This is a genomic window from Lichenibacterium dinghuense (assembly GCF_021730615.1).
GTDB lineage: Bacteria > Pseudomonadota > Alphaproteobacteria > Rhizobiales > Beijerinckiaceae > Lichenihabitans > Lichenihabitans dinghuensis.
Map to the genome: position 1 here is coordinate 5,088,286 of NZ_JAJLMN010000001.1, position 16,829 is coordinate 5,105,114.

The following is a 16,829-nucleotide window of genomic DNA, read 5'->3' on the forward strand; positions in this document are numbered from 1 at the left end:
TGCCCGTGTCGGTCCGACGGACCAGGAAGGGCAGACCGGTAGTGCTCGACCGCGGCATGGGGGCGCCTCACGCTGGATTCTTACCAGGATTCTTACCGGTTTCCGCCCGGAATCGGGCAGTCTGCGGCAAGAACGTGAGGGGACCGTAGTGAAATCAGCGCTCTGGCGCAAAAATGGAGCGGGTGAAGGGAATCGAACCCTCGTCATCAGCTTGGAAGGCTGTTGCTCTACCATTGAGCTACACCCGCGCGCCACTCAGCATACCGCAGCCGCACGGCCGTGCAAGCCATGTCGGGCATAATCGCGTTGTTGAGATTTGGTGGAGGAGGTAGGACTCGAACCTACGAAGGCATAGCCAGCGGATTTACAGTCCGCCCCCTTTGCCGCTCGGGACACTCCTCCGTCCCAACCCGTCGGCGCTCAGCGCCAGCGGACTGCGGCGCTTATCGCGGGCGGAGCCCGGCCTGTCAACCCTGCTCGCGTCGATCCCGTGACGGCGTCCGCGGAGGCTGTGGATGGATCGCGCGGGCCGCGAGCCTCCCGTCACGCCCACGGATGCCAGCGGCCGCCCATCGGCTCACCCGTGACCGGATCGCGGTGGGGCAGGTGGAGGGCCGCGATGGCGGCCACGGCGCGGCGCAGGTCCTCGTCAGTCGCCGCATCGGCGCGGATCAGGTCCCAGTCGCGCCCGTCCGGGTAGGCGCCGACGACGCTGAAACCGTCGGCGGACGCGACGCGCCGGTGCCCCGTGCCGGCGGGCAGCACCAGGACGTCGCCGGCCGCGACCTCGACGTCCTGCCCGCCCTCGCCCCCGAGCCGCAGCGTGGCGCGCCCACCGCAGATGCCCAGCACCTCGTGCGCGGTCGAATGGAAGTGGTGGAACGGGTAGACGCCGTTTCGCCAGGCGTTGGACCAGCCGTGGCGGGCGAACAGGGCCTCATGGGCGCCCGCCACGGCGTCGGCCGGCAGGGCGGCGCGGTGCACCAGCACCGGCAGCGCGCTGTTGGGCACGCGGCCGGAGGGGGCGAAGCGCAGGAGCCCGACCACGACCTTCAGCCCACCTTGGCGGGCTCCTCCTTCACCGTCATGGCGTTGCCGCGCCACACGAAGTCGTCGGTCAGCAGCGCCGTGGTGAACAGGAACGGCAGCATGCAGTCGCGGAACAGCCAGATGAAGGGCGACGCCCAGAACATGCGCCAGCCCGCCGACCAGGCCAGCACCGCCTCGGAGGCCATCCACAGCGTCGCCACGGCCACGCCGACGAGGACCGGATCGAGCCCGTAGACCGAGGCCGCGAAGGCCGCGGCGAGCGACGGGAACACGCAGCCGGTGAAGACCTCCAAGAGGAAGAAGGGCAGGAAGGTCACGCGCCGCAGCCGCGCCCAGCGGAGCTGGCGCCCCCACACCTCGGCGAAGGTCCTGACCCCGAGCGGCTGCTCGAAGGGGTTGTCGGCGAGGCCGACCCGCAACCCCTGGCGCCGCACGAGCTTGGTGGCGGCGGCGTCCTCGGCGATCTCCAGCCCCAGCGCCTCGATGGAGCCGTGCTCCTCCAGCACCGGCTTGTGCCAGAGCATGGACTTGCCCTGGGCGAAGCCAAAGCCGATGGCCTCGGCGGCATATTGCCAGCGCGCCTGCAGGGTGTTGAGGAAGCCGCACTCCACCTCGGCCCAGAAGCTCCGCGGCCGCGAGCCGATAGGCGTCGAGCACACGAGGCCCGTGTCCTTCGTGTAGCGCTTGAGCAGGCGCTGGATGTAGTCGCGCGGCATCAGGACGTTGGAATCCGCCATGATGATCCAGTCGTGGGCGGCGCCGTGCCAGCCCTTGACGCAGTTGTTGAGCTTGGGGTTCGGGCTGATGTCGTCGCGGCCGATCAGGATGCGGCTCGGCACGCCGGGATGGGCGGCGATCAGGCGCCGGACCAGGGGCAGCACCGGGTCGTCCGGCTCCTCGCAGCAGAACAGCAGCTCGTAGTTCGGGTAGTCGAGCAGGAACGAGGAGCGGAGCGTCTCCTCCTCGAAGTTGTCCATGCCGCGCACCGGGCGCATCAGGCTGACGGGCGGCGCCGGGTCGGGCACCGGGAAGGGGGCGGGGATCTCGCGGCATCGGACGGCCGCAACGCCGGTGCTGAAGAGCTGCGCGCCCGTCATCAGGACGGAGAAGCCCGCCGCACATTCGGCTACCGTCATGATCGACCTTTCTTTCTTCTCGTCTCAGCGGCCCCGCTCGGCCGCGGGCTGCGACCGCAGCTCCGTCATCTCTCCCTTGTGCCTGCCCGAATCAGGGCAACGAGTCCAGGCTGTGGCCATGAAAGGGCGCGGCTTCGGCAGGCCGCCGCCGCTTCCGGCCCCGAAACTGCGACGAAACGTCGGGCCACGATGGCGGCGCGGCGGCGGAACCGCGGCGATCGCCTGTTCACCGAACGTGCAGGCTCTCCGGTATAGTCAGGCCCGCCCCGGCGGCGCGCCCGCCGCTCCGGCCCACCAGATCCGAGGAAGCTGAGCCCATGAGCAAGACCATCAAGCTCGCCGCCGCCGCGGCCGCCCTGTTCGCGGCCCTGCCGCTGTCCGCCGAAGCCATGCCGATCGCCCCCGCGGCCTCCGCCGCCGCCGGCGTGACGCTGGTGGCCGGCGGCTGCGGCCCGGGCTTCCACCGCGGCCCCTTCCTCGGTTGCCGCCCGAACCGCCCCTTCGTGCGCCCCTTCGCGCCGATCGTCCGCCGCCCGGTGGTGTGCCGCACGGTGCTCCTGCCGCTCCCCCACCGCGTCTGCCGCTGAGCGGATGCGGCGGCCCCGGCGGGCGCTTTCGCCGGGGTCGTCAAGCTTTCGTTAACCCTGTCGGGTGGCGGCCCGCCCGCCGTCCACGGGGCCGTTGATTTAGAACAAAACAAGAACGAAGCTGCCTCCGCCGATCCCGGCAGGAGACACGATCCATGTTGCGACGCTTGGCCGCCGACGCGATCGAACTCGCGTTCCTCGCCGCCTTCCTGTGCTTCGTCGCCCTGCTGGCGCGCTGGTGAGCGCGGGGGAGCGTCAACCTATCCGGTCCATAGGCGAGGGGACCGACTCGACTCGCGGCCTTCGCGGAGTCACGACGTCGGCCCGACGCTGAGGAGCCGAGACCATGACGACGACCGAAGGGCCCGGCTTCGTCCACCTGCACGTCCACACCTCGTTCTCGCTGCGGGAAGGCGCGCTGACAATCGCCAAGCTGACCAAGCTGGCCGCGGCGGACGCCATGCCGGCGCTCGCCATCACCGACACCAACAACCTGTTCGGCGCGCTGGAATTCTCCGAGAAGATGTCGAAGGAGGGCGTGCAGCCCATCACCGGCATCCAGCTCACAGTGGACTTCGGCGACGGCGCGCTGTTCGGCCGCGACCTCCATCGGCAGGCGCGCGGCTCGGTGGTGGTCCTGGCCTGCACGGAGGCGGGCTACACCAACATCATGCGCCTCGCCTCCGAGGCCTTCACCCGTCCCGAGCCCGGCGACGAGCCCCACATCGCCTTCGACCGGCTGGTGGGCGGCACCGAGGGGTTGATCCTGCTGACGGGCGGCCCCAACGGGGCGATCGACCGCGTGCTGGCCGCCAACAAGCCCGAGGCCGCGACCGCCCGGCTCGACCGGCTCGTGGCGGAGTTCGGCGCGGGCGACGTCTACGTCGAGCTGCAGCGCCACGGCCTGCCCGAGGAGCGCCGGCTCGAAGGCCAGCTCGTCGCCCTCGCCTACGACAAGGGGCTGCGGCTGGTGGCCACCAACGAGCCCTTCTTCGCCGCCGTGGCGGACCACGAGGCCCACGACGCGCTGATCTGCATCGCGGAAGGGCAGGTGCTCGGCACGCCGGACCGGCGCCAGCTCACCACCGAGCACCGCTTCCGCACGCGGGCCGAGATGGTCAAGCTCTTCGCCGACCTGCCGGAGGCGACCGCCAACACGGTCGAGATCGCGCGCCGCTGCTCCTACCGCCCGCGCACCCGCAAGCCCATCCTGCCGAACTACACGGACGAGGCCGGCAACGTGCTCGACGCCGAGACGGCCCTGCGCGAGCAGTCGATCGCGGGGCTGGAAGCGCGGCTCGCCGCCCACGGCCCGGCGCCGGGCTTCGGCGAGGAGGACTACCGGACGCGGCTCGCCTTCGAGCTCGACATCATCGCCCGCATGAAGTTCCCGGGCTACTTCCTGATCGTGTCGGACTTCATCAAATGGGCCAAGGCCCACGACATCCCGGTCGGCCCCGGCCGCGGCTCGGGCGCGGGCTCGCTCGTCGCCTACGCGCTGACGATCACCGACATCGACCCGATGCGCTTCGCGCTGCTGTTCGAGCGGTTCCTGAACCCCGAGCGCATCTCGATGCCGGACTTCGACGTCGACTTCTGCCAGACGCGGCGCGAGGAGGTGATCCAGTACGTGCGCCACCGCTACGGGCTCGACCGGGTGGCGCAGATCGTCACCTTCGGCTCGTTCCTGGCGCGCGGCGTGCTGCGCAACGTCGGCCGCGTGCTGGAGATGCCGCTCGGGCAGGTCGACAAGCTCGCCAAGCTCGTGCCGCAGAATCCCGCCAACCCCGTGACGCTGGAGCAGGCGATCGAGGGCGAGCCGCGCCTGCAGGAGGCCGCTCAGGAGGACGAGAAGGTCGAGAAGCTGCTCGGCATCTCGCGCAAGCTGGAGGGGCTCTACTCCAACGCCTCGACCCACGCGGCCGGCATCGTCATCGGGGACCGGCCGCTGCACGAACTCGTGCCGCTCTACAAGGACCCCAAGTCCGACATGCCGGCCACCCAGTTCAACATGAAGTGGGTGGAGCCGGCCGGCCTCGTGAAGTTCGACTTCCTGGGCCTCAAAACGCTGACCGTGATCGACACCTGCCTGAAGCTGATCGCGCAGCGCGGCATCGCGGTCGACATCTCGTCGATCCCGCTCGACGACGGCCCGTCGTACCAGATGCTCGGGCGCGGCGAGACCGTGGGGGTGTTCCAGGTGGAGTCGGTCGGCATGCGCAAGGCCCTGGCCGAGATGCGCGCCGACCGGCTGGAGGACATCATCGCCCTCGTGGCGCTCTACCGCCCCGGCCCCATGGCCAACATCCCGGTCTACTGCGCCCGCAAGCTCGGCGAGGAGCAGCCCGAATACCCGCACCCCAAGCTGGAGCCGGTGTTGCGCGAAACCTTCGGCGTCATCATCTACCAGGAGCAAGTGATGCAGGCCGCGCAGACCCTGTCGGGCTACTCGCTCGGCGAGGCTGACATGCTGCGCCGCGCCATGGGCAAGAAGATCAAGGCGGAGATGGACGCCCAGCGCGACCGCTTCGTCGAGGGCGCGGTCAAGAACGACATCCCGCGCGCCAAGGCGGACGAGATCTTCGACCTGCTCGCCAAGTTTGCCGACTACGGCTTCAACAAGAGCCACGCCGCCGCTTACGCGCTGATCTCCTACCAGACCGCCTACCTCAAGGCGAACTACCCGGTCGAGTTCCTCGCCGCCTCGATGACGCTCGACAAGGCCAACACCGACAAGCTCTCCGAATTCAGGCAGGAGGCGCAGCGGCTGAAGATCACGGTGGAGCCGCCCTCCGTGAACCTGTCGGGCGTCGACTTCGAGGTGAACGCCGAAAAGCGCACCATCCGCTACGCGCTGTCCGCCGTGAAGGGCGCCGGCGAGGGGCAGGTCGCCGCCATCGTGCGGGCGCGGGGGGCGAAGCCCTTCGCCTCGCTCGGCGACTTCGCGGCGCGCATCAACCCGCGCGAGGTCAACAAGAAGGTGCTGGAGAGCCTCGCCGCCGCCGGCGCCTTCGACGAGCTCGAGGCCGACCGCGCCGTGGTGTTCGGCGGCATCGAGTCCATGCTGGCCGAGGCCAACCGCCTCCACGGCGAGCGGCAGGCCGGCCAGAGCGCGCTGTTCGGCGGCGGCGACGAGGCCGCGAGCCTCAGGCTCGACCGCTCCCGGTCGTGGCCGGCCGCGCAGCGCCTCAAGCGCGAGTTCGACGCGATCGGCTTTTTCCTGTCCGGCCACCCGCTCGACGACTACGGCCGCGTGCTCGACCGGCTTAAGGTCGAGCGGTGGGCGAGCTTCGCCCGCGACGTCAAGGCCGGCAAGAGCGGCGCGCGGCTCGCCGCCACCGTGCTCGACCGGCAGGAGCGCCGCACCAAGTCCGGCAACAAGATCGGCATCGTCAACCTGTCGGACCCGACGGGGCAGTACGAGGCGATCATGTTCCAGGAGACGCTGAACACCCACCGCGACCTGTTCGAGAAGGGCAACGCCGTGCTGCTCGACGTCCAGGCCTCGGCCGAGGGCGACGAGGTGCGGGTCCGCATCGTCAAGGCGGAGGGACTGGAGCAGGCCGCCTGCCGGATCGGCAAGGGGCTGCGCATCCACCTGCGCGACGCGGGGCCCATCCCGGGCATCGTCGGCGCGCTCGGGCGGCGCGGCGACGGAGAGGTGTCGTTCCTGGTGCCGTCGGACGGCGGCAAGCGCGAGGTGGAGGTGCGCCTGCGCGAGCGCTACGCCGTGTCGCCCGAAGTCGCCAACGCGCTGCGCGTGCTGGCGGGGGTGACGCAGGTGGAGAACCTGTGATCGGCTGTCGCCTCAGCCGCTCATCACCCCGCTGCCAACGCGCAGGAAGCGGTCCTGCACCCAGCCGCGCGTGCCGCGGACGGTGACGTGGCACCAGCCGCCGGCGGCCAGCTTGCGGCAGCCCGTTGTGCGGATGTGAGAGGCGCCGGCCCGAAGATACGCGACCCGCGCGCTGGCGGCGTCCGGCTGCCGATAGACCCAGGCCACGTGGCCGGGTCGCACCCCCTGAACCGAGCGGAACTCGGCCGCACCGGCCGGGCCGGCCACGGCCGCCAGCAGGGCCGCGAGGGCGAGGGTACGGGACAGGGCGGGTGACGATCGGAGCATGGTGGGTCTCGGGTCGGGGCCGCCCGCCGACGCGGCGCGCGGTCCTCCCCAACGTCGCCCGGGGGCGCTAGTTTCGCCGCGGGCGCGCCGCGCCGCGGCCGGATCGGACGACGAGTATGACATCATCCCTCGACGAGGACGGGCTGATCGCCCGCTTCTTCGCGCCCATCGCCGGGCCGGGCGGGCTGGGCCTCAAGGACGACGCCGCCCTGATCGCGCCGCCGCCGGGCCACGAGGTCGTGGTCACGGTCGATGCGATCGTGGCCGGCGGCCACTTCTTTCCAGACGACCCGCCGGGCAGCATCGCCCGCAAGGCGCTCGCGGTGAATCTGTCGGACCTCGCCGCCAAGGGCGCCGACCCGCTCGGCTTCACCCTGGCGCTGGCGCTGCCCGACGGCTGGACGGCGGATTGGCTCGAAGGGTTCGCGCGGGGCCTCGGCGCGGAGGCGGCGGCGCACGGCTGTCCGCTGCTCGGCGGCGACACCGTCAAAGCGGGCGGACCGCTGACGCTGTCCATCACGGCCTTCGGCGCGGTGCCGGCCGGCCGCATGGTGCCCCGCACCGGCGCGCGGCCCGGCGACCGGCTCTACGTGTCGGGGACCGTGGGCGACGCCGCGCTCGGGCTCCGGCTGCGGCTCGACGCCGGCCCGCCGCCCCCGTGGTGCGAGCACCTCCTCGACCGCTACCTCCACCCGCGCCCGCGCCTCGCCCTCCGCCATGCCCTGAGGGCGCACGCGTCGGGCGCCATGGACGTTTCGGACGGTTTCGTCGGCGACCTCGTCAAGATGATGCGGGCCTCGGGCGCCGGCGCCACGGTCGAGCTCGCATCGGTGCCTCTGTCGGAGGCGGCGCGCCGCGCCGTGGACTCAGACCCCTCGGCCTTCGACGTCGCCGTGACGGGCGGCGACGATTACGAGATCCTGGCGAGCGTGCCCGAGGATGCCGCGCGCGCCTTCGAGGCCGCCGCGGCGTCGGCCGGGGTGGCGGTCACGGCCGTCGGCCGGGTCCATGCCGGAGACGAGGCCTCGTTCCGCGGCCGCGACGGCGCGCCGCGCAGCTTCGCGCGCGCCTCGTTCAGCCACTTCTGAGCGCGGATCAGGGGAAGCCGGTGCCCGCCCCGAGGCCGCGCCCGACCGAGACGCCGAAGGACACGGAGGTGTTGGGCGTCAGCGCGTAGGCGACGCCGGCGCCGACCCGCGGCGCCGCGTAGAGGCTGCCGGACCCGTTCATCAGCTCGTTGATGCCGTCGTTGCCGGTGCCGGCGAGGCCGCCCCCCGTCACCGGCCGCGCGACGATCAGGCCGGCCGCGACGAAGGGCGTGAACCGGCCCATGGGGTAGGCGACCTGCGTGCTCACCTCGCCGAAGTCGAAGCCCCGCAGGCCGGCCCCGCCGTAGATGGACGGCGAGTAGCCCGTGGCGCCCTGCACGCCGACGATCAGCCCGTTCTGCAGCAGTCGCTCGTAGCCTCCGTAGACGTCGCCGCCGAAGCCGCCCTTGATGCCGCGCCCGCCGACGCCGAACACCTCCGTGCCGACATAGAGGCCGTGCCAGATCGACTCCGGGTCGGCCAGCGGCGCCGCGACGCCGGCCCCGGCCGTGCCGGCGGGCAGGAGCGCGGACGGCGGCGGGACGGCGACGAAGGTCGGCAGGGGGGCGTCGGCGGCCAGAGCGACTTGCGGAAGGGCCACGGCGGCGCCGAGCGCGGCGAGCAGGGACAGGTGACGCATCGATCGCGGGACTCCGGCACGGCGGACAGGTTTGCCCGCATCGCCGGTGCGGCGCAAGCGCGGGCGCCCAGCGGCGCTTGCCGCGAAGCCGTCCGGCGGCGACACTCCGCGGCGTCAAAACCGCGCCCGGAGATGTTTTCCATGCGATTCGCCGCGTCCGCGTTCCTCCTCGGCCTGTGCTGCGCCGGCCTGCCGGATGTCGCGCGGGCGGCGGAGCCCGACACCTACATCTTCGACGTCCTGGCGCTGCAGCCCTACAAGGGCAACTTCGCCCGCCTCGTGAAGGACCGGGCGGTGCCGGACTGGGTGAAGGCGATCGCGGTGCAGGGCGCCGGCACCGCCGGACCGAGCCGAACCGTGGACGTCGGCGGCACGCCCTACCGCCTCGACCGCGTGTGCAGGGTCGACGCCTGCGCGGGCAACACGCTCGACGTGCTGTGGGCGCCGCGCGGCGCCAGGGTATGGGCCGCGCTGGTCGAGGGCGGCAAGCCGGTCGTGATGCTCGGCCATCCGAAGGACCCCCAGGCCAGGGCGTTGGCCGAAGCGGCGTCCGGCGCGCTGCCGCCCGCCGCCCGGCCCGCACCCGCTGCGCCGACCGCGGCGACGGCGTCCGCCGTCCCCGTCGCGGCGCCCCCGTCGCCGCAGCCCGCCCCGGCGGCGGAGCCCGATCCCTACATCTTCGACGTCCTGCCGCTGCAGCCCTACAAGGGCAATTTCGCGCGCCTCGTGAAGGCGCCGAGCCTGCCCGGATGGGTGCACGCCATCGCGACGCAGGGCGCGGGCGCGGCCGGGCCGGCGAAGACCGTCGCGGTCGCGGGCGCGGCCTACCGGCTCGACCGCGTGTGCAAGGTCGGTGCGGCCTGCGCGACCGACCGGCTCGACGTGCTGTGGGCGCCGCGGGGCGGACGGGTCTGGGGTGCGCTGGTCGAGGATGGCCGGCCGCCCGTCATGCTGGGCGATCCGAAGGGGCCGCAGGCCGAGGCGCTGGCGGCGACGAGCGCCGAGGTGCCCGCAGCGAAGTAGCGGGGACAGCCCAGCCGCAGGGATCATCCCCCGCCGCACCCGCCGCATCCCCCGCCGCCGCACCCGCTCCCGCCGCCACAGCCCCCGCCGTCCTCGGCCTTCATCAGGCCCGCATAGGCTTCGAAGGCCGTGCCAGCGAGGGCTGATGGGCCCGCCACGGCGAAGGCGGCGATCACCTCCTGCGGCCGCGGTGCGCGGAGGGCGCGGGCGTGCTCAGTCTGATAGCCGTCCACCAGGGCACGCCCCGCGCGGGACACGTGCGATCGCGCTTTCGAGAGGGCGGCGGCCGCGAGGACGGTGGCCAGGACGAGGAAGAAGAGGATCCCCACGGGCTTCCCGCGCTCGACGCCGACCACCAGCCTGGCGAGCCCGAGCAGGATGACGGGGCTCACCATGGCCGCCGTCGCGAGGCGGATCGACCGCCGGCACGCCTGCGGCAGGATGAGACCGTCCTCGGCGAGCGCGTGCCGGAGGCCGGCGACCTCTTCGGACTTCCCGGCCAGGAGCCAAGCCCTCTTCACGTCCTGGTCGCCGATCGTGAGAACGTCCGATCGCGTCGAAAAGGGCCCGAACCGCGTCGCCCTGCTCGTCGCTGCGACGCGACCCGCGGCGATATCCTCCAGGACGAGGACGTCGGCCGCCCGCTGCGCCCCACCCGCGAGCAGGCCCAACTCCGCAGGTGTGACGCGAGATCGACCGCTCGGCCGCTCATCGCCTGTCTGGAGCCGCGATGACACTGCGAAGGCGGCGGCGAGGGACGTGCAAGCCAGGACGACGTAGAGGCCCAGGAAAGGGCCGGCCGTCAGGTCGAGCACGCCCAGCGAGGCGGCCGAGGCGGACCGGACCGACACGAGCGCGAGGAGGACGCCGGGGACGACGGAGCGCGCGAGGCGCTGCAACCGGGCCAGCACCGTTCGAGGGCGCGGCGCGGCGACGTGCGTCGCCCGGTCCACGATCCGGAAGCGCGGCCGGCCGAATCGCTCCGCCGAGCCGGGCCAGAGGTCGGCCGGCGGCGGCCCGAACCAGGCCTCGTAGCCGGCCAGCGTACCGGCATACTGCTCGGCGAAGCGCCGCCCCTCGGCGGACCCGCCGAGGGTGGGCCGGTGGTGGAGGTCCCGCCGCAAAACATCGCGGCACCAGACGAGCCAGTAGTCGCGCGAGTAAGTGAGGTGGAGATGCCAAACCTCGTCCACCTCTTCGCTCGGCGTCACCTCTGTGCCGGCCCGCAGGGCGAGGAAGCAGAAGCGGCGGTATTCATCGATCGCGGCGCGGGCCGCGGCGAGGCTCCAGCCGTGGTCGCGGGCTAGGCGACCGGCGAAGGTCAGGGCCGCGCCCGCTGGCTCGAAGTCGTGGGCGGCGATGCGCGTCCAGAGCGCGCGGTCGTCATCGGTCCAGGCCTCGGGTTCGATGCGGTCCATCCCGATCTCCACGCGGGACGTCTCCATCCCGATCGCAGCGCGACCTCGTTCAACGAGGCGCCATCGTCCGATCCTCGCTGGCCTGATTCGGATGGCGAGCGACCTGCTCCCCCCAACGGCTCAGGGAGCGGTCGAGACGCTCGCTATCGAATTCGTCACGGGTCGGCCGCATGGACCATTCCTCCGGGCGGAACGGGGGGACGGGGATCTGAGTGCGTAGCCCCGCCCTGCGCTCGACCTCATCTCGCTGTTCAGCCTCGCGCATGCCCTCTCGGGACAGATGGGGATACTTCCGATCGAAACGGCGACTCACGAGCCAGGCGGCGCAGAAAAGCGCCGAGCCGAACCCCGCAAGGGCGAGAGGTACGAGCCAGATCGTCGCCATCGCTCATTGCTCCGGCTTGGAAAAATCGAGGACCACGTGACCGAGAAGGTGGAGCAAAGCTCCGGAGCCTGCAACCAGCGCGCTCCAGAATGGATCCACGACGGATCCGGCGATGAACGGGGCGACGAGAGATCCGATCAGAGCCGATGCGGCCAAACTGTTCAGCAGGGCAGCGATCAGTTTGACGCGTTCATTGGCGATCTTGGCGATGTGCTTCTCGCGCGGCGTCACAAGCATCCCCCTCGAGGCTCCCCTCCGCAGGGCGCCTCAAGGGATCATCGTTCGTTCAATTCAGGGGTGCAACCCGGTGATTTCACCGGGTTGACATCCTCCGGATCGTTCACTCCGCCGCTTCGGCCACCTCCGCGGCCTCGATGGTCCGTCGCAGGTCCGGCGCCACCGCCTCGTCGACCAGCGCCGCCAGCACGGCGTCGGCGGTGCCGCCCGTCTGGTTTGGCGAGCCGAGGCGCCGCACCGACACGGTGCGCTCCGCCGCCTCCTTGCGGCCGACGACGAGCAGCACCGGGATCTTGGCCAGCGAGTGCTCGCGGACCTTGTAGTTGATCTTCTCGTTGCGCAGGTCGACCTCGACGCGCAGCCCCATCCGCCGGGCTTCGGCGGCGAGCTGAAGCGCGTAGTCGTCCGCCTCCTCCGTGATCGTGGTGATCACGGCCTGCACGGGCGACAGCCACAGCGGCATGTGGCCGGCGAAATGCTCGATCAGGATGCCGGTGAAGCGCTCCAGCGAGCCGAACACGGCCCGGTGCAGCATCACGGGCGTGATCTTGTCGCTGTGCGGGCCGATGTAGAAGGCGCCGAAGCGGCCCGGCAGGTTGAAGTCCACCTGCAGGGTGCCGCACTGCCAGTCGCGGCCGATGGCGTCGCGCAGCACATATTCGAGCTTCGGCCCGTAGAAGGCGCCCTCGCCGGGGTTGATCGAGGTCGGCACGCCGCGTGCCGCGACGTTCTCGATGACGCGCTGCAGCGCCTCCTCGGCCTTGTCCCACACCTCGTCCGAGCCGACGCGCTTCTCGGGCCGCGTCGACAGCTTGATCGACACGTCGGAGAAGCCGAAGTCCTCGTAAATCGACAGGATCAGGTCGTTGACCTTGAGGCACTCGGCCATGATCTGGTCGTCGGTGCAAAAGATGTGGGCGTCGTCCTGCGTGAAGGCGCGCACGCGCATCACGCCGTGCAGCGCGCCGGACGGCTCGTAGCGGTGCACGGTGCCGAACTCGCCGACCTTCAGCGGCAGGTCGCGGTAGCTCTTCAGCCCGTTCTTGAAGATCTGCACGTGGCCGGGGCAGTTCATCGGCTTCAGCGCGAAGACCCGCTCGTCCTCCGTCGTGGTGACGAACATGTTCTCGCGGTAGCTCTGCCAGTGGCCCGACGTCTCCCACAGCGCGCGGTCGAGGATCATCGGGGTGTTGACCTCGATGTAGCCCGCCGCCTCCTGCCGCCGGCGCATGTAGCCGATCAGCGTCTGGAACAGGTTCCAGCCCTTCGGGTGCCAGAAGATCGTGCCCGGCCCCTCCTCCTGGAAGTGGAACAGGTCCATCTCGCGGCCCAGGCGCCGGTGGTCGCGCTTCGCCGCCTCCTCGAGGCGCTTGAGGTGCGCGTCGAGGTCCTCCTGCTTGGCGAAGGCCGTGCCGTAGATGCGCGACAGCATCTGGTTGTTCGAGTCGCCGCGCCAATAGGCGCCCGCGACCTTCATCAGCTTGAAGGCCGTGCCGACCTTGCCGGTGGACGTCATGTGCGGCCCGCGGCACAGGTCCATCCACTCACCCTGGCGGTACATCTTCAGGGTCTGGTCCGCCGGGATCGCGTCGACGAGCTCGACCTTGAAGCCCTCGCCGCGCTCGGCGAAGTAGGCCTTCGCGTCGTCGCGGCTCCACTCCTCCTTGGTGAAGGGGCGATCCTTGGCGATGATCTCGCGCATGCGCTTCTCGATCGCCGCGAAATCGTCCGGCGTGAAGGGCGTCTCGCGGAAGAAGTCGTAGTAGAAGCCGTCCTCGATCACCGGACCGATGGTCACCTGCGTGCCGGGGAACAGGCCCTGCACGGCCTCGGCCAGCACGTGCGCGGCGTCGTGGCGGATGAGGGTGAGCGCGCGCGGGTCGTCGCGGCCGATCAACTCGATCGCGCAGTCGGCCTCGATCGGGTCGGCGAGGTCGACCACCACGCCGTCGCGGGCGAGCGCGACGGTGCGCTTGGCCAGCGAGGGAGAGATGGACTTCGCGACGTCGAGGCCGGTCGTGCCGGCGGGGTAGGGACGCTTGGCGCCGTCCGGGAAGGTCAGTTCGATCATGGCCGTGCTCCTCCGGGCTCAGTCGCCGAAACGGGCCGGCGTGAGCGGGTCGCCCGCGGGGCCGGGTGCGGCCACGGTGCGGGAAGGCAGGCGCTACAGCAAAGGGCGGGCGCGGGCAATCCGCTCGGGCGGTCAGGCCTCGGCGGGGGCAGCCTCCGCGGCCGGCTCGGCGATGGGAGGCGTGCCGCGCAGCATGGCGTCGGTGACGAGGGCGGCCGACAGCAGGCACATGGCGGCCCAGACCGCGGCGAACAGCGCCCAGGAGGTTCCGGCGAATCCCAGCATGGTGCATCCCTCGAACGACCGCCGGCGCTTCTGCGCTTCACTCGGTCGGGCATCTCCATCCCTATGCCCGCGATCGTAGCACGAGTTCGGCGAAACTGCCTAGATTCATCGCTGGACGCCTCCCCCGTGCCGCGCAGCGCATCGCGGTGCCTCCGGACGCGGCAGTGGTGGCGCGCCTCGTCGCCTCGCTTGGCACGCCCCCTGGGCCTGGACTAGGCTGTCCCGTCGAAGAAGCACCGATCGCCATGGCAGCGCTGCGCATCGTCTTCCTGGTCCTCGCGATCGGGATCCTCGGTCTCCTGGGGTGGCGGGCCGGGCCGATCCGCGCCGCGCCCTCGCGCCTGGCGCCGCTCGAAAGGGCCATGCGGATGCCGCCCGCCCCCGTGCTGGCCTCCCTGTCCGCGCCGGCTCCGGTCCTCCCGCCCGCCGCCAGCGCCGGCGACGAGGTCCCCGAGTTCCTGGGCTTCTACGGCCGCCTCAGGGGCGACTTCCCGCACGACTATTCCGCCCTGCGCGACAGGGAGAAGGCGACGCCGCCCGACGCCGCCGTGTGGGACGCCCTGCGCGACCTCGAACAGTCGAAGGGCGTCCTCGCCGCCGCGGCCGGCGCCGAAACGCTCGACCGGTTCTTCGACGCCCGCTCGGCCGTGCTGGCCGGCCTCGCGCCGCTCGACGCGCGCCGCTGCGTCGACTTCCTCTACGGGGTGGCGGACGCGGGTCTCGCCGACTTCACCGCGGCCCATCGCGCCCTCGTCGCGACCCTCGCCGACCGCACGCTCGACGCCATCGCGGACGGGCGCGACCATCCGGTGGAGCGGTCCGCCCCGACCGAGGCCGACCTCGACGCCCTGTCGGCGAGCCTCGCCGCCTTCGGCCTCGCGCCGGCCGAGATCGGCCTCCTCATCGACGGGGCGACGCCCGACCCGCCGCTGCCCGACCGGCGCGTCTGCGAGATCGGCCGCACCTACTTCGACGTGCTGCACGGCCTGCCGGCCGACGCGCGCGGGCGCATCTACGGCCTCGCGGCTCAGTTGCTCGCGCGGTCCTGATCCTCGGTGGGGAGCGGGGTGACGACGGGCATGCGCCACAGGCCGTATCGCCACGGACGGCCGGCCGGGACAGGATCGCAGCGGAGCGGGACGGGGTCGTAGCCCCAGTCGCCGCCCGGGCGGCAGCGGCACAGCCGCGCCGCCGCCATCCAGGTGCCGGGCCAGGCGCCGTGGCGCCGCACCGCCTCCGCGGCATATTCCGAGCAGGTCGGCAGGTAGCGGCACTGCCGCCCGAGGAGCGCCGAGAAGGTGAGCTGGTAGGCGCGGATCAGCGCGAGCGCGACCCGCTGCCCGGCGCCCACCGGCTCACCCCGCCGCGGCGGGCTCGGCCGCGGCGGGACCGCGGGCCCGCATCGCGGCCTCGACCGCATCGAGCGTGGCGTCGAAGGTGAGCAGCGTCGAGGCGTGCCGGGCCTTGTAGTCGCGCACCGGCTCCAGCACGGCGCAGTCGGCCCAGCGGCTGCCCGACGGCGGCGGCGCCCCGGCCTTCAGCATGGCGCGCATGCCGTCGCGCAGCGCCCGCAGCTCCGTGGCGTCGGCGCCGATCACCCCCTGCGCCATGATGGCCGAGGAGGCTTGGCCGAGCGCGCAGGCCTTCACGTCGTGGGCGAAGTCGGCTACCCGCCCCTCCGGGTCGAGCGCGACGTCGACGACGACGGTCGACCCGCAGAGCTTCGAATGAGCCGTGGCCGATCCGTCCGGCGCGGGGAGCCGCCCGACGCGCGGCAGGTTGCCGGCGAGCTGGAGGATGCGGCTGTTGTAGATGTCGCTCAGCATGGCGGGACCGCGAGACGAGGAAGCGTGATCGCTATATAGGCGGCCGGGCGGGCGACCGCGAGGCGGGAGGGGGCGATGGCGGCGACGGGCGGCGACAGCATCGAGGAGACGGCGGCGTTCCGCCCGCGCTTCGACGCGGCGGGCCTCATCACCTGCGTGACGGTGGCGGCCGACGGCACCGTGCTGATGGTGGCCGGCATGAACGCGGAAGCGCTGCGCCTGACGATCGAGACCGGGATCGTCCACTACTGGTCGCGCTCGCGCGGGCAGCTCTGGCGCAAGGGCGACACGTCGGGGCAGGTACAGCGGCTCCTCGAGCTGCGCGTCGACTGCGACCAGGACGTGCTGCTGGCCCGCGTCGAGGTCGGCGGCGACGGCGGCGCCTGCCACACGGGCCGCCGCTCCTGCTTCTACCGCGCGGTCGCGCCCGACGGCGCGACGCTGCGCTCCGTCGAGGATCAGGCCGTGCCGATGTAGTCCAGCATGGCCTGCCGCTCGGTCTCGATCTCGGCGATGCGGTACTTCACGAGGTCGCCGATCGACACGAGGCCCTTCAGGCGGCCGCTGTCCACCACGGGGATGTGGCGGAAGCGCCCCTCCGTCATGCGCTCCATGAGCTGGAGCACGCCCGTGTCCTCCGTCGCGGTGACGACGCGCGACGTCATGTGCTTGGACACCGAGTCGTCGAGGGCCGCGTCCCCGCGCGCCAGAACCTTGACGACGTCGCGCTCCGAGAAGATGCCGAGCACGATGCCGTCCGCGCCCGTGACCACGACGGCGCCGATCGCCTTCTCGTGGAGGAGCTGCGCCACCTCGCGCACCGTGCGGTGCGGCGCGGTGGTGACCACGTCTCGGCCCTTGTGGGACAGGATCAGCGACAGCGTCGTCATGCTCAGCCTCCCTCGATCGCGTGACCCGTGTCCCGGATCGGGCAGGCCCGCTCAACCGGGGCAGTGTGGT

Annotated in this window: 18 protein-coding genes and 2 tRNA genes; 6 read left to right on the forward strand and 14 right to left on the reverse strand. The window is 72.0% G+C overall.

Annotation, left to right across the window (positions count from 1 at the left end; all coding sequences use genetic code 11):
• Positions 1–174: 174 nt before the first annotated feature.
• The 4 genes from L7N97_RS24425 to L7N97_RS24440 form a co-directional block, all read right to left on the reverse strand.
• Positions 175–248: transfer RNA gene (locus L7N97_RS24425), tRNA-Gly, on the reverse strand.
• Between the two features lie 69 nt (positions 249–317).
• Positions 318–402: transfer RNA gene (locus L7N97_RS24430), tRNA-Tyr, on the reverse strand.
• A gap of 141 nt (positions 403–543) precedes the next feature.
• Positions 544–1,047 (reverse strand): cupin, encoded by a 504-nt coding sequence (locus L7N97_RS24435; RefSeq protein WP_237480832.1) that lies wholly within the window; start codon positions 1,045–1,047, stop codon positions 544–546.
• 5 nt (positions 1,048–1,052) lie between these two features.
• Positions 1,053–2,186, reverse strand: coding sequence for a ceramide glucosyltransferase (locus tag L7N97_RS24440; RefSeq protein WP_237480834.1), 1,134 nt, complete (start codon positions 2,184–2,186; stop codon positions 1,053–1,055).
• 317 nt (positions 2,187–2,503) lie between these two features.
• Between L7N97_RS24440 and L7N97_RS24445 the strand changes: the two genes are divergently transcribed.
• Positions 2,504–2,773: a GCG_CRPN prefix-to-repeats domain-containing protein gene (locus L7N97_RS24445; RefSeq protein WP_237480836.1), complete on the forward strand. Its 270-nt coding sequence runs from the start codon at positions 2,504–2,506 to the stop codon at positions 2,771–2,773.
• 346 nt (positions 2,774–3,119) lie between these two features.
• Entirely contained in the window at positions 3,120–6,569 is a 3,450-nt protein-coding gene (dnaE, locus tag L7N97_RS24450) for a DNA polymerase III subunit alpha (RefSeq protein ID WP_237480838.1), read from the forward strand.
• Between the two features lie 12 nt (positions 6,570–6,581).
• On the opposite strand, the gene L7N97_RS24455 is transcribed toward dnaE, so the two are convergent.
• Entirely contained in the window at positions 6,582–6,896 is a 315-nt protein-coding gene (locus tag L7N97_RS24455) for an SH3 domain-containing protein (protein ID WP_237480840.1), read from the reverse strand.
• A 116-nt stretch (positions 6,897–7,012) separates the two neighbouring features.
• Here L7N97_RS24455 and thiL point away from each other — a divergent pair, with 116 nt between their 5' ends.
• Positions 7,013–7,984 carry a thiamine-phosphate kinase gene (gene thiL, locus L7N97_RS24460; protein WP_237480841.1) on the forward strand — a complete coding sequence of 324 codons (972 nt, stop codon included), beginning with the start codon at positions 7,013–7,015 and terminating at the stop codon, positions 7,982–7,984.
• Positions 7,985–7,991: 7 nt separating this feature from the next.
• Here the strand turns inward: thiL and L7N97_RS24465 are convergent, their stop codons facing one another.
• Positions 7,992–8,624 (reverse strand): hypothetical protein, encoded by a 633-nt coding sequence (locus tag L7N97_RS24465; RefSeq protein ID WP_237480842.1) that lies wholly within the window; start codon positions 8,622–8,624, stop codon positions 7,992–7,994.
• Between the two features lie 141 nt (positions 8,625–8,765).
• Here L7N97_RS24465 and L7N97_RS24470 point away from each other — a divergent pair, with 141 nt between their 5' ends.
• Entirely contained in the window at positions 8,766–9,647 is an 882-nt protein-coding gene (locus tag L7N97_RS24470; protein WP_237480843.1) for an Ivy family c-type lysozyme inhibitor, read from the forward strand.
• A gap of 23 nt (positions 9,648–9,670) precedes the next feature.
• Here L7N97_RS24470 and L7N97_RS24475 read toward each other — a convergent pair whose 3' ends face one another.
• The 5 genes from L7N97_RS24475 to L7N97_RS24495 form a co-directional block, all read right to left on the reverse strand.
• The gene (locus tag L7N97_RS24475) at positions 9,671–11,065 is read right to left on the reverse strand and encodes a TIGR04222 domain-containing membrane protein (protein WP_237480847.1); all 1,395 of its coding nucleotides are present in this window, start codon (positions 11,063–11,065) and stop codon (positions 9,671–9,673) included.
• A gap of 49 nt (positions 11,066–11,114) precedes the next feature.
• Positions 11,115–11,450, reverse strand: coding sequence for a hypothetical protein (locus tag L7N97_RS24480; RefSeq protein WP_237480849.1), 336 nt, complete (start codon positions 11,448–11,450; stop codon positions 11,115–11,117).
• A 3-nt stretch (positions 11,451–11,453) separates the two neighbouring features.
• Positions 11,454–11,687 carry a hypothetical protein gene (locus tag L7N97_RS24485; protein WP_237480851.1) on the reverse strand — a complete coding sequence of 78 codons (234 nt, stop codon included), beginning with the start codon at positions 11,685–11,687 and terminating at the stop codon, positions 11,454–11,456.
• A 103-nt stretch (positions 11,688–11,790) separates the two neighbouring features.
• Entirely contained in the window at positions 11,791–13,758 is a 1,968-nt protein-coding gene (gene thrS / locus L7N97_RS24490; protein ID WP_237480853.1) for a threonine--tRNA ligase, read from the reverse strand.
• 132 nt (positions 13,759–13,890) lie between these two features.
• Positions 13,891–14,043 carry a hypothetical protein gene (locus L7N97_RS24495; RefSeq protein ID WP_237480855.1) on the reverse strand — a complete coding sequence of 51 codons (153 nt, stop codon included), beginning with the start codon at positions 14,041–14,043 and terminating at the stop codon, positions 13,891–13,893.
• A 245-nt stretch (positions 14,044–14,288) separates the two neighbouring features.
• Here L7N97_RS24495 and L7N97_RS24500 point away from each other — a divergent pair, with 245 nt between their 5' ends.
• The gene (locus tag L7N97_RS24500) at positions 14,289–15,092 is read left to right on the forward strand and encodes a hypothetical protein (RefSeq protein WP_237480857.1); all 804 of its coding nucleotides are present in this window, start codon (positions 14,289–14,291) and stop codon (positions 15,090–15,092) included.
• On the opposite strand, the gene yidD is transcribed toward L7N97_RS24500, so the two are convergent.
• Together yidD and L7N97_RS24510 are read right to left on the reverse strand one after the other, a co-directional pair.
• Complete coding sequence (gene yidD / locus L7N97_RS24505; protein WP_237480859.1) at positions 15,071–15,394, reverse strand: membrane protein insertion efficiency factor YidD; 324 nt, start codon at positions 15,392–15,394, stop codon at positions 15,071–15,073. The genes L7N97_RS24500 and yidD overlap by 22 nt on opposite strands.
• Before the next feature lie 4 nt (positions 15,395–15,398).
• Complete coding sequence (locus tag L7N97_RS24510; RefSeq protein WP_237480861.1) at positions 15,399–15,869, reverse strand: iron-sulfur cluster assembly scaffold protein; 471 nt, start codon at positions 15,867–15,869, stop codon at positions 15,399–15,401.
• 75 nt (positions 15,870–15,944) lie between these two features.
• Here L7N97_RS24510 and hisI point away from each other — a divergent pair, with 75 nt between their 5' ends.
• Positions 15,945–16,346 (forward strand): phosphoribosyl-AMP cyclohydrolase, encoded by a 402-nt coding sequence (gene hisI / locus L7N97_RS24515; RefSeq protein WP_237480862.1) that lies wholly within the window; start codon positions 15,945–15,947, stop codon positions 16,344–16,346.
• Here the strand turns inward: hisI and L7N97_RS24520 are convergent.
• Positions 16,328–16,759, reverse strand: a complete 432-nt coding sequence (locus L7N97_RS24520; RefSeq protein WP_237480863.1) for a CBS domain-containing protein — start codon at positions 16,757–16,759, stop codon at positions 16,328–16,330. The two genes, hisI and L7N97_RS24520, sit on opposite strands and share 19 nt — an antisense overlap.
• Positions 16,760–16,829 lie beyond the last annotated feature (70 nt).

What these genes read in the sequence shown, in the direction of transcription:
- hisI (WP_237480862.1), top strand. Translation starts at nt 15,945, where the DNA reads ATGGCGGCGACGGGCGGCGACAGCATCGAGGAGACGGCGGCGTTCCGC.
- L7N97_RS24485 (WP_237480851.1), bottom strand. Translation starts at nt 11,687, where the DNA reads ATGCTTGTGACGCCGCGCGAGAAGCACATCGCCAAGATCGCCAATGAA.
- L7N97_RS24465 (WP_237480842.1), bottom strand. Translation starts at nt 8,624, where the DNA reads ATGCGTCACCTGTCCCTGCTCGCCGCGCTCGGCGCCGCCGTGGCCCTT.
- L7N97_RS24440 (WP_237480834.1), bottom strand. Translation starts at nt 2,186, where the DNA reads ATGACGGTAGCCGAATGTGCGGCGGGCTTCTCCGTCCTGATGACGGGC.
- L7N97_RS24510 (WP_237480861.1), bottom strand. Translation starts at nt 15,869, where the DNA reads ATGCTGAGCGACATCTACAACAGCCGCATCCTCCAGCTCGCCGGCAAC.
- L7N97_RS24500 (WP_237480857.1), top strand. Translation starts at nt 14,289, where the DNA reads ATGGCAGCGCTGCGCATCGTCTTCCTGGTCCTCGCGATCGGGATCCTC.
- L7N97_RS24470 (WP_237480843.1), top strand. Translation starts at nt 8,766, where the DNA reads ATGCGATTCGCCGCGTCCGCGTTCCTCCTCGGCCTGTGCTGCGCCGGC.
- L7N97_RS24495 (WP_237480855.1), bottom strand. Translation starts at nt 14,043, where the DNA reads ATGCTGGGATTCGCCGGAACCTCCTGGGCGCTGTTCGCCGCGGTCTGG.
- L7N97_RS24445 (WP_237480836.1), top strand. Translation starts at nt 2,504, where the DNA reads ATGAGCAAGACCATCAAGCTCGCCGCCGCCGCGGCCGCCCTGTTCGCG.
- thrS (WP_237480853.1), bottom strand. Translation starts at nt 13,758, where the DNA reads ATGATCGAACTGACCTTCCCGGACGGCGCCAAGCGTCCCTACCCCGCC.
- L7N97_RS24455 (WP_237480840.1), bottom strand. Translation starts at nt 6,896, where the DNA reads ATGCTCCGATCGTCACCCGCCCTGTCCCGTACCCTCGCCCTCGCGGCC.
- L7N97_RS24520 (WP_237480863.1), bottom strand. Translation starts at nt 16,759, where the DNA reads ATGACGACGCTGTCGCTGATCCTGTCCCACAAGGGCCGAGACGTGGTC.
- L7N97_RS24475 (WP_237480847.1), bottom strand. Translation starts at nt 11,065, where the DNA reads ATGGACCGCATCGAACCCGAGGCCTGGACCGATGACGACCGCGCGCTC.
- thiL (WP_237480841.1), top strand. Translation starts at nt 7,013, where the DNA reads ATGACATCATCCCTCGACGAGGACGGGCTGATCGCCCGCTTCTTCGCG.
- L7N97_RS24480 (WP_237480849.1), bottom strand. Translation starts at nt 11,450, where the DNA reads ATGGCGACGATCTGGCTCGTACCTCTCGCCCTTGCGGGGTTCGGCTCG.
- dnaE (WP_237480838.1), top strand. Translation starts at nt 3,120, where the DNA reads ATGACGACGACCGAAGGGCCCGGCTTCGTCCACCTGCACGTCCACACC.